Source organism: Acinetobacter sp. PFS20 (assembly GCF_052261015.1).
Classification (GTDB): domain Bacteria; phylum Pseudomonadota; class Gammaproteobacteria; order Pseudomonadales; family Moraxellaceae; genus Acinetobacter.
In genome coordinates, this window is the sequence record NZ_JBPVZE010000001.1 from 602,101 (window position 1) to 615,556 (window position 13,456).

Below are 13,456 nucleotides of genomic sequence, written 5' to 3' on the forward strand. Positions count from 1 at the left end.
CTCTGTTTAATAAAGAAATTTATAATCTTTAATTAACTTGTTAATCGTATTAAATATTTTCTTGCGATATATCTATCATTATTATTTTTGTATTTTAAAATTGATTTAAAATCTGGTTCAGCTGTCTTATTTTAAATGGAATGATTTTATGCTTTTTTCTCAAGAACTCTGGCAACGTAATTTAAATTTATATCAAAAAATTCTCGACCTGCCTTTTAATCAGGAACTTGCTAACGGTACTTTAGATAAAGAAGCTTTTTGTCATTATGTGATTCAAGATGCTCAATATTTAGTGGCCTATGGTCGCGTACTTGCGGTGGCGGCAGCAAAAGCGTTCGAGGCTGACGATATTATGCAATTTTCAGATGCAGCTAAAATTGCGATTGTGGTGGAGCGTAGTTTGCATGATGACTTCATGAAAAACTTTGGGGTAACTAAAGAAGAATTTAAAAATACGCCACTCACTTTGGCAGGTCACCACTACACTTCATTTTTAACAGCAACAGCTTGGTCTGAAAGCTACCCTGTCGTACTCGCTGCACTGTTACCTTGCTTCTGGATTTATGCTGAAGTTGGTAAGGATATTGTAGATAAATCAATTCCTAATAACCCTTATCAAGCATGGATTGATACCTATGCAGGCGAAGAATTCCATATAGCCGTTCGTAATGTGATTGCGACGGTAGACAAGGTTGCCGCACGTTGTGATGCAGACACTTTAGAGAAAATGCATGCCGCGTATACCATGGGTGCAAAACTTGAATGGTTATTTTGGGATAGCGCCTACCACCAAAGACAATGGCTAGGTTTAGACCATATTTAAAACTTCAAAAGAACCGGTCAGATCGTTCAATCTGCTGACCGTTTTTAATAAAATGCGAGATAAATATGTATATCGGCGAATTAGCATCTTTAACAGGGGCCACTCCTAAAGCCATTCGGCATTATGAAAAATTAGGCTTGCTACCAGTCGCAAAAAGAAAAGGCAATTATCGTATTTATGAAGAGATTGATGTTAAATCAGTTAAGATGATCCGCCTTGCACAAGCTGTTGGATTTAGCCTTTCTGAGCTTTATGACCTGTCAGCTTTAAAATATAAAAATAATCGCTTTCCTGTAGAAATTGCACAGCAGCTTATTCAAAAAAAGAACCAACAAATTATTGAGCAGAAAAAAGCGTTAAACCGTTTACAAGAAGATTTAAAAGAACTGGAAGATGAGATTATTCAGACTTATATTACCAATAAGATTTCTGCCTAAAACAGCTGGTTAAAATCTGGAAATAGCTTTCAAAATGAGTGCTTGACTCTGCCCTTAGGGACAAGGTTTATCGTAATGACTTCTTTTATTACGGACCAATAAAATGAGTGCGCATCTTTCTTTATTTAAAAACTCAACAGCATTAATTACAGGCGCATCTTCAGGAATAGGCAAAGCCTATGCTCAAGAATTTGCATCTTTAGGAATTCATTTAATTTTAACAGCACGCTCTGAGCAAAAACTAAATGATTTAGCCGATGAACTTAGAAAAAAATACAACGTGAATGTTGAGGTGATCGTTTTAGATTTAGCTCAACCCAATTCAGCTCAAAGCTTATTTGATGAAGTACAAGCTCGAAAATTATCGGTAGAAATTTTAATTAACAACGCCGGTTTTGGAAAATGGACAAAATTTCTAGATCAATCTGTATCGATCTATCAAGAAATGATCACGCTTAATATCAGCAGCGTAACGTCTTTATGTTATCTATTTTTGCCCCACATGCTTGCGAACAAAAAAGGCATCATGATTAATATTTCATCGACAGGTGCGTTCCAGCCGTTACCTTATATTGCCGTCTATGGTGCAACTAAATCGTACGTATTGCAGTTTACTGAAGCGCTTGCAGGGGAATATGCATCTTCGGGTGTTAAATTTCTGGCAGTTTGTCCAGGCAATACCGAAACCAATTTTACTCAGGTGGCAAATGCAGATACGAGTGGCATGAAAAGCTCTACGGTAGATGATGTTGTCTCTGCTACAGTTCGAGCATTAGATAAAAATAAAGCAACGGTTGTGGTGGGATGTAGCAATTATTTAACGTCTCAATTACCTCGAATTCTTTCTCGCCAAAAGATGATTCATTTAGTTGAAGGCATGCTCAAAACCCGTGTTATTGAAACATTATAAAAATGCTTCAATTTAAAAGATTAAGGGATTTCTCTTAATCTTTTAATGCTGAAATAGCTGCCAGCCATAAATTAAACCTGCCGCAGCGACCACCCAACAAAGGGTTGCCAATCCTAGACAAGACCACATCGACATCCGTGTTGCCAGCACATAAACAGCGACTAAATAAATGGCATAGGGAATAAGTGACCATAGACCAAATAGAGCCGTCTTTTGTAAAGCCTCAGCCCCTTTTTGTTGATAGACAATCACGTGAGCAATCAAGGCAAATGTAGGAAAAAGTGGAACTAAACCCGCAATATAAAATGCCTTACTTTTCGATAAAACCGAAATAATAAGGACAACCCCAGCCCCCAACATACACTTTAAAAATAGAGCCCACATGCGCTGATCCTATCTGGCCATTTCCATAGCAAAACGCAGTATTGTGCGCTTTTCAGAGAAAATTAACAGCGACTAAAGCAATTAATGCTGGAACTGCCTGAATATAAATAATCTTTTTACTCGCAGTCAGACCACCATAGATACCTGCAATGAGTACACAGCCTAAAAAGAAGTTGGCAATTGATGTCGCAAACGGTGCATCAGCCAATAAAGACCAAAACAAACCCGCTGCTAAAAAACCATTATAAAGACCTTGGTTCTGTGCCATCACTTTGGTGAGTTTTGCTTTCTCTGCATTATTTCCAAATGCTTTCATGCCATAAGGCTTGTCCCACAAAAACATCTCTAACACTAAAATATAGACATGTAATATGGCAATAAGCGCAATGAATATTTGTCCGATCATACAATTTTCCTTTTTATTTTAAAGATATGAAAAAAAGATCAGTCTCTCGACTGATCTTTTAGTTTTTTATGGCTTTAACAATACTTTGCCTTGGCGAGCACCTTGCGTTGCTCTTTGAGCAGCTGTTTTGATCTCATCAAAACTAAATACGCCTTCTACAGGTAAGATTAATTTTTTCTGAGTTGCTAACGTTAATAGCTCAACAATCAGTTCCTTTTTACGAGCGGCTGGCATTTCTTTGTTGACCACACTTGCCCAGAAACCTTTTACCGTCGCTTGTTTGAAAATTAAATCACCCGATGAAATCTGCATGGTTTCACCAGTCATACTACCAAACGAAACGAGCAGGCTATTTTCACTGAGTAGATTTAGCATTTCACCACTGGCGCTGCCACCAATCGAGTCCACACCCGCAATAAGAGGTTGGTCACCGTGAATCTGTTTAACCTGTTCTTTCCAATTAGGCTGATCGGTTGCAACAACATGTTGAATACCTAAGGCTTGCATCTCGGCAATCGCATCAGTACGACGAACCAAATTAATCACAGGTAAGCCACGTGCCTGCGCAATCATCGCAACTGTTTTACCTACTGCACCATTCGCCGTGTTTTGAATGAGCCATTGACCCGGTTGAACATTTACAAAGTCCAATAGCATGAGGGCACTAATTGGCATACCGATCAGCTGTGCTGCTGTTTCATCATCAATTTCATTATTGAGCGGAATAAGTCCTTGCGCTGGTGCAATAAAATATTCAGCCCAGCTACCATGCACAGATGCCACTGCAATACGTTGACCTACTTGTACATGAGTAACACCTTCACCCAATGCATCAACAATACCAACGGCTTCACTACCACCAATCGCAGGTAAAGTTGGCTTGTAGCCATAGCTTCCTCGTACTGTCCATACATCATGATTATGCATTGGAGACATAATCGTTTTAATACGAACTTCGCCTGCTTTTGGTTCGGGCTTTGGCATATCCGCCTGCTCTAAAACGTCTACAGGTTCGCCAAAATTACCATGGATAATACTTCGCATTCTTTATTCCTCTATCGGTTTTAAGAGTTTTTGGGTTGTTTCTAAAGCTAGATGTAGATGTGCTTTGTCTTGCGACAATTTTGTGAGTAAAGCTGCACCTAACCATAACTGATACATGACTTGCGCAGTTTTTAAAGGCTCAATATGTTTTGGAATTGATCCTTCTTGTTGGCCTTCCTTAAGCAGCAAAGCCAGACGCTGGGTTAATTTGTACACACCGTCATTGAGAATTTGACGCATATCTTCCGACAAATCAGAAACCTCTGCCGCCAATTTCACAATCAAGCAATTTTCAGCCCAGCTGCCATATACCGGATCATCAATCCACGCCTGCCACAATGCCATTAAACGGGCATAGGCACTTTGTTCACTGTGCTGCCAAAGTTGTTCCATACGAACTTTATAATTAGCCATGTATTGCTCTAGCAAGGCACAGCCAAACGCCTCTTTCGAAGCAAAGTAGTGATAGAACGAACCTTTGGGTACGTCACACGTCTTTAAAATTTCTTGCAAACCAACACCGACAAATCCTTTGTGTAATACCAGCTCAAAGCTGGTATCCAAAATATGTTGTCGCGTGGTTTCGCTTTTATTTAATCGTTTCATGCAGACACCATACTCCACTATTAGACCAGTCGTCTAGTAAAATTATGTTGCTCAATAAAATTTGCTAAGAAGTAGAAATCAAAAGAAAGGAATGTTAAAAATACAACCTGCTTATTTAAACAAATTTTGTCGATTGTCGTTTAACCGTCACAATTTGTCGCTTTAAATCATTTTGTACCACTTGAACAATTTTAAATCGTTATCATATATAGGGTCTGTTGTTTATAAATAGCCACATCTCCCTGTGCTAATCAAAACAACACCTAAATTTTCATTAATACATAATTGAGATGTTTTATGAGCCAAAGTCATATCCGTATTCGAGGCGCACGTACCCATAATTTAAAAAATGTGTCTCTCGATATTCCACGCGATAAGTTTGTGGTAATTACGGGGTTATCAGGTTCAGGAAAATCTTCTCTTGCCTTCGATACCCTGTACGCCGAAGGACAACGCCGTTATGTCGAATCACTTTCGGCCTATGCTCGCCAGTTTTTATCGCAAATGGAAAAGCCAGAAGTCGACTCGATTGAAGGTTTATCTCCAGCGATTGCCATTGAGCAAAAATCTACCAGTCATAACCCACGTTCAACGGTTGGTACGATTACCGAAATTTATGACTATTTGCGTTTGCTTTATGCACGTGTCGGTACACCATATTGCCCTGAACACGACTTGCCGATGGTTGCGCAAACTATTTCTGAAATGGTTGATGCGGTAAAAACACTTGAAGAAGGCACAGCACTCATGTTGCTTGCCCCTGTCGTTCGTGAGCGTAAAGGTGAATACAGTAACCTGTTCGAACAACTACAAGGCCAAGGTTTTGTTCGTGCCCGTGTTGATGGTGAAATCATTGATATTGATACGCCACCCGAGCTCGACAAAAAGAAAAAGCATACCATCGAAGTTGTCGTTGACCGCTTTAAAGTACGTGAAGATTTAGGTAACCGTATTGCGGAATCATTTGAAACAGCACTGCGTTTAGGTGGCGATATTGCCGTTTTGTCATGGATGAATGGCGAACATCCTGATCGCGTTTTTTCTGCCAAACACTCATGCCCTGAATGTGATCGCGCAGTTGCAGAGCTTGAGCCACGTTTGTTTTCATTCAACAACCCGTTTGGTGCCTGCCCTGTTTGTGATGGTTTAGGTACACGCAGTCATTTTAGTTCTGAAAAGCTGATTCCAAATCCTGATCTTGCGATTAGTGAAGGTGCGATCCGTGGATGGGATCGCCAGCGCCCATATTATTATTCGATGCTGCAAAAAGTTGCAGATCATTTTGGTTTTCAACTTGATACGCCTTGGAACCAGCTCGATAAAGATACTCAAAAGAAATTCTTACAAGGTACAGGTAAAGAAAAAGTCGATTTAAGCTATATCGACGAACGTGGTCGTAAACACACTCGTGTACAACCATTTGAAGGAATTTTGCCTCACCTTGAACGTCGTTATCGTGAGACTGAAAGTAACTATGTACGAGATGATTTAGCTCAATATCTTTCTAATGCAGCGTGTGATGCATGTGATGGTTCACGTCTAAATGAAATTTCACGCCATGTTCGCGTTAAAGATAAAACGATTGCCGACATTACCCGCATGTCGATTGGTGATGCTGAAAGTTATTATCAAGATTTAAATCTTGAAGGTGCTAAAGGTGAAATCGCCGATAAAATCTTTAAAGAGATTCGAGAGCGTTTACATTTCTTGGTGAGTGTTGGACTTAACTATTTAAGTTTAGCTCGTTCTGCCGAAACGTTATCGGGTGGTGAAGCACAGCGTATCCGTTTAGCCTCACAAATTGGTGCAGGCTTGATGGGCGTCATGTATGTCCTTGATGAACCATCTATTGGCTTGCATCAACGCGATAATGATCGTTTATTACAAACGCTGATTCGCTTACGTGATTTAGGTAATACGGTATTAGTCGTTGAACACGATGAAGATGCTATTCGTGCAGCCGACCATATTATCGATATCGGTCCGGGAGCTGGGATACATGGTGGCGTGATTATTGCCGAAGGAACTTATGATGAATTGGCTAACCATGCTGACTCACTCACAGGTCAATATCTTTCAGGCAAGCTCAAAATTGAAATACCAAAACAACGGACTCAATCACCACGCCCAGATGAATTCATTAAACTTTCTGGTGCAAGTGGTCATAACCTTAAAAATGTCGATTTAAAAATTCCACTCGGCATTATGACTTGTGTGACTGGCGTTTCAGGTTCGGGTAAATCGACACTGATTAACCGTACTTTGCTTCCATTAGCTGCAACACAGCTCAATGGTGCAACTACATTAACAGCCGAGAAGTTTGACTCAATTGATGGTCTACAACATCTAGATAAAGTTGTTGATATTGACCAAAGCCCAATTGGACGCACGCCACGTTCTAACCCTGCAACGTACACAGGACTATTTACGCCAATCCGTGAGTTGTTTGCTCAAACGCCAGAGGCAAAAGCACGTGGTTATAGTGCAGGCCGTTTCTCATTTAACGTGAAAGGCGGACGCTGTGAAGCCTGTGAAGGCGACGGCATGATTAAGGTCGCGATGCACTTCTTACCAGATATGTATGTGCCTTGCGATGCATGTCATGGCAAACGTTATAACCGTGAAACGCTTGAAGTGGGCTATAAAGGCAAAAACATTTCTGATGTTTTAGAAATGACGGTTGAAGATGCTGCTGAGTTCTTTAGTGCAATTCCAGTCATCCACCGCCGCTTAGAAACTTTAACTCAGGTGGGCTTAGGTTATATTCGTTTAGGTCAAGCTGCTACGACCTTATCTGGTGGTGAAGCGCAACGTGTAAAACTAGCGCGTGAGTTAGCAAAACGAGATACGGGTAAAACTTTATATATCTTGGATGAACCGACAACAGGTCTACATTTCCACGATATTGCCAAGTTGCTCGACATTTTGCATGAACTACGCAACAAGGGTAATACCATTGTGGTGATTGAACATAACCTTGATGTGATTAAAACAGCGGACTGGGTTGTGGACTTAGGTCCTGAAGGTGGTTCAGGCGGTGGTATGATCATTGCCGAAGGCACACCTGAACAAGTGGCTGAGGTTGAGATTTCCCATACAGGTCGTTTCTTGAAACCGATGTTGAAGTAATTTATTGAATAAAAAGCCGGAACTCATTTCCGGCTTTTTTACCCCTCAACTGCATTCCGACCTCGGGCCTTAGCTCTTAATAAAGAACGGTCAGCTTGCTCTAAAAGCTCTATCCAACTCGCCGCGCCTATGGCAAAACCAATACTCACAGACACATGCAATTTTTCATCGGAACCAGATAAACAAATCTCTTCTAAAGAAATCGCCATTCGAATTTTCTCTGCTAAAAGACGGGCATCTACAAATTGCACCTGTTCTAATAATATTAAAAACTCATCTCCGCCATAACGAACAATTAAATCTGAACTTCGAATATTTTGCTTTAACTGCTCGGCAATATTCACAATAACATGGTCGCCTACAATATGCCCATATTGGTCATTCACCTGTTTAAAACGATCAATATCTATAATCATTAAACACGTTTGCGTAAATTTTTGAGGGTAACTTTCAACAATTTTTAAATATTCAGATAAAGCTAGACGGTTGGACACACCAGTTAATGGATCTGTATTGGCAATATTCTTTAATTGGAATTCAAAAGCATCGCGCTGCTGCAACATACGCTGTAATCGATCAATCGCTTCAAACAGGGAAAGGAATTCACCTTTGGTTGTCATATTCATCTCATCTGTCCAATGATTAGAACTACGCGATAAATCTAAAATTAAAGTTCTTGCTTTTATTAAAGGAGAAAATACCCTTCTTTGTGCATAATTCAGCGTAAGTAACGCTGTGGCTAAAGAAATTAAAGATATTAATAAAGTTAAAAGAAAACCATTTCGAGCAATTACATTTTCTTGAGTTGCAATCACGACACTTTCATCAAGAATATAACTTTGCAAATCAACCACAGTGGTAAATTTACCCACGATTGCATCTGTCAATTGGGTGCCATTTAAATCATATGGCTCCCCTTTTTGGCTTTCTTCTAATAGGTTTTGAACAATCGGAATACCTTTATCTATAAATTCTGATTTCACTCGGGCATATAACCGACGGTATTCAGGGGTCTTTGCCTGTTCAGGCTGCAAGGTATCAACCAAAATCCATAAATATCTAGATTGATGCTGAGTTTGTAGAGAGCGCGCACGATTATTACTTGGAATTTCTTCATTAAAGCTCACAGGAGCAATAATATTAGACGCCATCCGTCCCGCCTGATCGCGCATATCGGTTAGAACTATAATGAGCGTAAAGTAATTAGAAATACGGCTATCTTTACTTTTTAACTGCAACATCAGTTTTTGCAGTATTTCCCTGCAATGATCCCAGACTCCAAACATCCCTAAAATAGCGTTATCCATTTGAACGGAAGTCCTGGCTCCATAGGGAGTTTCACCGTAATAATCAACGACACGTCGGGCTTGTCTAAGATTTTCTTTGAAATTGGTTTGCAGCTCATTTGCTAATGAAACATAGCCTGCTTGTTTTAAGATAAGAATGCTTGTATCAATTTGCGCATCAACAATTAAACGAAACTTTTTTAATTCTTGCTGATTCTTTAATAAATCACTAGGACTGCTCGACATCATCTTATTGGCAGGAGCGCGCTCCTTAGAAATTTTATAGGCAATATCTGCTACTGCTCTTAAACTTTTTATTTCGGCTAAGGCTTGTCTAGTTTTTATATAATCCTGATAGCTCCCCACAATAAGCGGTACAGCCATGAATAATAAGGACAAAATAATAACCAGCATAAAAAAGAACAGTCGATTACTAATATGCTCTGAACGTAATCCTGACATTTCTAGCTGGTACTCCGTAAATGTCCTGCCATTTTTAATACGATATAAATTAGGCTTAAATCCATCCTAGCATTTTAATAACTAGAATTTCATCAATAAAACCTTCATTTCTCTTTTAATAATTATACGGCTTCTAGATTTTAGTAAGCTTAAATAAATAGTATCGAAAAATTAAATGATTTTTATAAAAAAACTCTATTTTACAGATTAAAAATTTTTAGCAATGATAATAAACATATCTAGTTATCCTCTTGGATGCGCTTCTCCCAGCATCCACTGCCCAGCTTTAAGCTGGGTTCTTTTTGTTCTATTATTTTCCAATAAAGTTCATATAAATTTTCTTATAATTTTAAGATTTTCTTATAGATAAAAAAAAAGCTCAACCTTGGGGAAAGCTGAGCTCGTAAAATCTGATGTGATACACACATCGTATCTGGGAAAGCACTTTAAATCCTAAAAACGTTAGGCAGTGAACTTTGCGATTGAATTATGTGATTTATCTCTACTTTTGTAAAGTCGATTAAATTAATCAGAATTCAAAATTTAATCGATTTTTCAACTTAAAATAGAGATTTCTTTTATTTTATTCACTTATATAATAATTAAAAATAGTTAAATTTTTTAGTTAAACTAATCTAAATATTGTTAACTAATCCTCAAAATAGTATGAATATGATAATAAATTGGTGAATTTCTACTCAACATGTAAGCAACTCTACAATTTACTTAATGTTAAAACCGATCATATTAATCATTTTTTCCAATCATAAATGTAATAACTTTTAAACATTTATTTCTAAATTCATTATGAAATATAATTATTAGTCTCTTGTAAATGTTCATTTTTTTATCAGGTTGACAATTTACTTTTCATTTGATTATTTTTTCACCAATTTTAACATAAGTGTCAAATATCTTTAACATTCCTTTTTTTCATTATTGACTTCATAAATTGTTACAATACAATGACCCCAGCTTTATCTCTTGTTATTGCTGGAAATGATTATGAAAAAACTTGGTTTAGCCACTGCTGTACTATTAGCCATGACCGGTGCTCATGCTTATCAATTTGAAGTTCAAGGTCAATCTGAATATGTTGACACAACTGCAAACGATAAAAACTTCACTGGTACTGCACAAGGTACTTATTATTTAAAAAATGTTGATGCTTCTAAAGGTCCTTTAGCTGAAGCAGCTTTCTTAAACCAAGCATCTAACGTTTCTGTTGCTTATAACTATATCAAATATGATGAGAAAGACACTGTAAACGTTGAATCTCATACTTATGGCGTTAAGGGTGAAGCATACCTTCCAACTCCTTACTTACCAGTTTATGCTAGCGCATCTTACAACCACACTATTAATGATTTTAAAGATGGCGTAAGTGATGACAACGGTGACCGTTATGCATTAGAAGCTGGTGCAATGTTGTTACCTAACTTCTTAGTTGCTGTTGGTTATACAAGTGTTGCAGATCAAATTTCTTTAGATGCTTTCGGTGTAAATAAATACGGAATCGCTAAAGCAGTTGGTGAATCAGTTGCTATTGATGAAAAACAAGATGCTGTAACTGCTCGTACTAAATACGTTGGCAACATCGATGGTACGAATATGGCTATTGGTTTTGAAGCATTTGGCGTATTTGCTGAAGACAATGCTTACGGTATGAAAACTGACCTTTACGTAACTCCTAAATTAAGTGTTGGCGCATCTTTTGCTGATGTATCTGCATTTAATTCTGGTTACGACCATGTTTGGGGTGGTCACACTCAATACTTCATCACTCCAGCTGTAGCAGTTGGTGCTGACTTCGTTAAAGCAAATGCGAAAGATGGCAACCCACGTGATACACAAACTATCGGCTTAAATGCTAAATTCCGTTTCTAATTTAATTTAGAAATCGAATTAAAAAAAAGGACTCAATTGAGTCCTTTTTTTATACCTAAATATTAGCTTCGCACAATATTTAAGAAGTACAGATGACGTTCATATTGATCAATAATGTCTTGAATTAAATCTTCTTGCGTCCAATCCATCACATCATAATTTTGCCCGCCCTCTCTTAAAAAGACTTCAGCTTGGAAATATTGTCCATCTTCAGCTTCAGTACGCCCAATTAAAAAACTTGGCGGTACTGTTTCACGTGAAACAACTTTATAAATAAAATTAATTTCATTGTGATGGTCCACACGAAGTTGCATTCCATCTTCAAGTTGAGTAATTGAAACTTCTAAGTGACGGCGTCTAAATTCATGTTTGATATTTTCAAATGCACGACTTACTTGCTTTTCAATATATTCTCTTACTTCTTCTTCATTATGAGGATAGTGCATGATTAATCCTAGACGCTGTTGCCAGCTCCGTGGATTATGAATCGCACGTGGTGTAATGCGTGCTTCTTGAATAGCTGTCATTTTGGTGACATCAAGATGCAATGCTTTTATTAATCCCCAACTCATTAAAAGCATGACCACAGTAAATGGCAATGCACTCATAATAATTGAAGACTGTAACGCAGCTAAACCACCGACTAGCAATAAAATAATTGCGAGCACAGCCATCAGCACCGTCCAGAACAAACGTTGCCAAGTAGGTGAATTATCCGTTTTTGACGTTAAATAATCCGTTACCAAGGCGCCAGAGTCGGCAGACGTCACAAAGAAAAGAATAACCAAAAGGGTGGCTAAAACATTCATAACACCTGACAACGGCAAGTGGCCTAAAAACTCAAAGAGTGCAACTGAAGAATCTTGCTGAACAGCCTGAATTAATGTTGTTTGGTGTTCATGGATAATGCTAAATAAGGCGGCATTTCCTAAAAAGCCCATCCAGATAATGGTAAAACCTGTCGGGATGAGTAAAACACCAACAATGAATTCTCGAATGGTGCGACCACGTGAAACACGCGCGATAAACATACCCACAAATGGTGACCATGAAATCCACCAAGCCCAATACAAAATTGTCCAACCACCTATCCAGCCATTCGGTTGGTAAGCATAAAGGTTGAAGGTCATTGTAAATAAATTAGCAAAATACTGACCTGTGTTTTGAATTGTCGTTTGAAGCAAATAAATGCTTGGCCCACAAATGAAAACAAACGTTAGCAAAATAACAGCTAAAATCAGATTTAATTCTGATAGGCGTTTTACCCCTTTATCTAGACCTAAAAAGACCGATAAAGAAGCCAAAATACTCACCACGACAATTAAAATAATCTGTATATGAGTGCTTTGTTCTATACCTAAAAGATAATGTAAACCAGAGTTAATCTGAGTGACACCAAACCCGAGAGAAGTCGCTACACCAAATACCGTACCAATGGTCGCGAAAATATCGATGCTATCTCCCAATGGCCCATAAATCTTTTTACCAATGAGCGGATATAGGGCTGAACGGGTCTTTAAAGGTAAATTATGTCGATATGCAAAATAGGCTAGAGATAATCCGACTACGGCATAAATTGCCCAAGCATGTAAGCCCCAATGGAAAAAAGTAACTCTTAATGCTTGCTGTGCAGCATCAATAGTCTGAGCATCCCCACTTGGTGGATTAACATAGTGCATGACAGGTTCGGCAACGCCGAAGAACATCAACCCAATCCCCATCCCTGCTGTAAACAACATGGCGAACCAAGATCCATTATTATATTCAGGCTGACTATGATCTGGTCCTAATTTAATTCGACCTATTGATGAACAGGCGATATAAATCAATAAAATGAGAAAGAAGGCAACAGATAAAACATAGAACCAGCTAAATGAATCAGTAATCCACTGTTTTAATTGCTGTGTTAAAAGTTCAAAAGAACTCGGAGCAATCACAACCACTGCTAAAAATAAAGCAATAATGATGACCGTACCAAAAAATACGTTAGGATTAACGTTTGCAAACCAACCTGGTTGTTTGGAAGGCATAACTCCTCCATGTTATTTTAATGAAAAATGACAGGCATTAAGCCCCTAGAGA

General features: G+C 38.4%; 11 protein-coding genes. 5 read left to right on the forward strand and 6 right to left on the reverse strand.

Annotation, left to right across the window (positions count from 1 at the left end; all coding sequences use genetic code 11):
• The first annotated feature begins 148 nt into the window (after positions 1–148).
• From tenA to ACS125_RS02945, 3 genes are all read left to right on the forward strand, one after another.
• Positions 149–823, forward strand: coding sequence for a thiaminase II (gene tenA / locus ACS125_RS02935; protein WP_004789986.1), 675 nt, complete (start codon positions 149–151; stop codon positions 821–823).
• A gap of 65 nt (positions 824–888) precedes the next feature.
• Positions 889–1,260: a MerR family transcriptional regulator gene (locus tag ACS125_RS02940; RefSeq protein WP_049837507.1), complete on the forward strand. Its 372-nt coding sequence runs from the start codon at positions 889–891 to the stop codon at positions 1,258–1,260.
• A 103-nt stretch (positions 1,261–1,363) separates the two neighbouring features.
• The gene (locus ACS125_RS02945; protein WP_443270445.1) at positions 1,364–2,170 is read left to right on the forward strand and encodes an SDR family NAD(P)-dependent oxidoreductase; all 807 of its coding nucleotides are present in this window, start codon (positions 1,364–1,366) and stop codon (positions 2,168–2,170) included.
• 42 nt (positions 2,171–2,212) lie between these two features.
• Here the strand turns inward: ACS125_RS02945 and ACS125_RS02950 are convergent, their stop codons facing one another.
• The 4 genes from ACS125_RS02950 to ACS125_RS02965 all read right to left on the reverse strand — a co-directional run bounded on the left by ACS125_RS02950 (position 2,213) and on the right by ACS125_RS02965 (position 4,610).
• On the reverse strand, positions 2,213–2,554 hold the full coding sequence (locus ACS125_RS02950) for a GlpM family protein (RefSeq protein ID WP_416702849.1): 342 nt from the start codon (positions 2,552–2,554) through the stop codon (positions 2,213–2,215).
• Positions 2,555–2,606: 52 nt separating this feature from the next.
• Complete coding sequence (locus tag ACS125_RS02955; protein WP_002053763.1) at positions 2,607–2,960, reverse strand: DUF1304 domain-containing protein; 354 nt, start codon at positions 2,958–2,960, stop codon at positions 2,607–2,609.
• A gap of 66 nt (positions 2,961–3,026) precedes the next feature.
• Positions 3,027–4,004, reverse strand: coding sequence for a zinc-binding dehydrogenase (locus tag ACS125_RS02960; protein WP_312821244.1), 978 nt, complete (start codon positions 4,002–4,004; stop codon positions 3,027–3,029).
• 3 nt (positions 4,005–4,007) lie between these two features.
• Positions 4,008–4,610, reverse strand: a complete 603-nt coding sequence (locus tag ACS125_RS02965) for a TetR/AcrR family transcriptional regulator (RefSeq protein ID WP_443270448.1) — start codon at positions 4,608–4,610, stop codon at positions 4,008–4,010.
• A 297-nt stretch (positions 4,611–4,907) separates the two neighbouring features.
• On the opposite strand from ACS125_RS02965, the gene uvrA reads away from it, so the two are divergent.
• Positions 4,908–7,739 (forward strand): excinuclease ABC subunit UvrA, encoded by a 2,832-nt coding sequence (gene uvrA / locus ACS125_RS02970; protein ID WP_005300695.1) that lies wholly within the window; start codon positions 4,908–4,910, stop codon positions 7,737–7,739.
• 38 nt (positions 7,740–7,777) lie between these two features.
• On the opposite strand, the gene ACS125_RS02975 is transcribed toward uvrA, so the two are convergent.
• Positions 7,778–9,487, reverse strand: coding sequence for a GGDEF domain-containing protein (locus tag ACS125_RS02975; RefSeq protein WP_443270450.1), 1,710 nt, complete (start codon positions 9,485–9,487; stop codon positions 7,778–7,780).
• A gap of 1,005 nt (positions 9,488–10,492) precedes the next feature.
• Between ACS125_RS02975 and omp33-36 the strand changes: the two genes are divergently transcribed.
• Positions 10,493–11,374, forward strand: coding sequence for a porin Omp33-36 (gene omp33-36 / locus ACS125_RS02980; RefSeq protein WP_111855183.1), 882 nt, complete (start codon positions 10,493–10,495; stop codon positions 11,372–11,374).
• Positions 11,375–11,436: 62 nt separating this feature from the next.
• Here the strand turns inward: omp33-36 and ACS125_RS02985 are convergent, their stop codons facing one another.
• The gene (locus ACS125_RS02985) at positions 11,437–13,404 is read right to left on the reverse strand and encodes a BCCT family transporter (protein WP_443270453.1); all 1,968 of its coding nucleotides are present in this window, start codon (positions 13,402–13,404) and stop codon (positions 11,437–11,439) included.
• Positions 13,405–13,456: the final 52 nt, after the last annotated feature.

Excerpts from the sequence above, each read along its gene's own strand:
- ACS125_RS02975 (WP_443270450.1), bottom strand. The coding sequence starts at position 9,487 with ATGTCAGGATTACGTTCAGAGCATATTAGTAATCGACTGTTCTTTTTT.
- ACS125_RS02965 (WP_443270448.1), bottom strand. The coding sequence starts at position 4,610 with ATGAAACGATTAAATAAAAGCGAAACCACGCGACAACATATTTTGGAT.
- uvrA (WP_005300695.1), top strand. The coding sequence starts at position 4,908 with ATGAGCCAAAGTCATATCCGTATTCGAGGCGCACGTACCCATAATTTA.
- ACS125_RS02950 (WP_416702849.1), bottom strand. The coding sequence starts at position 2,554 with ATGTGGGCTCTATTTTTAAAGTGTATGTTGGGGGCTGGGGTTGTCCTT.
- ACS125_RS02940 (WP_049837507.1), top strand. The coding sequence starts at position 889 with ATGTATATCGGCGAATTAGCATCTTTAACAGGGGCCACTCCTAAAGCC.
- ACS125_RS02955 (WP_002053763.1), bottom strand. The coding sequence starts at position 2,960 with ATGATCGGACAAATATTCATTGCGCTTATTGCCATATTACATGTCTAT.
- omp33-36 (WP_111855183.1), top strand. The coding sequence starts at position 10,493 with ATGAAAAAACTTGGTTTAGCCACTGCTGTACTATTAGCCATGACCGGT.
- ACS125_RS02945 (WP_443270445.1), top strand. The coding sequence starts at position 1,364 with ATGAGTGCGCATCTTTCTTTATTTAAAAACTCAACAGCATTAATTACA.
- ACS125_RS02985 (WP_443270453.1), bottom strand. The coding sequence starts at position 13,404 with ATGCCTTCCAAACAACCAGGTTGGTTTGCAAACGTTAATCCTAACGTA.
- ACS125_RS02960 (WP_312821244.1), bottom strand. The coding sequence starts at position 4,004 with ATGCGAAGTATTATCCATGGTAATTTTGGCGAACCTGTAGACGTTTTA.
- tenA (WP_004789986.1), top strand. The coding sequence starts at position 149 with ATGCTTTTTTCTCAAGAACTCTGGCAACGTAATTTAAATTTATATCAA.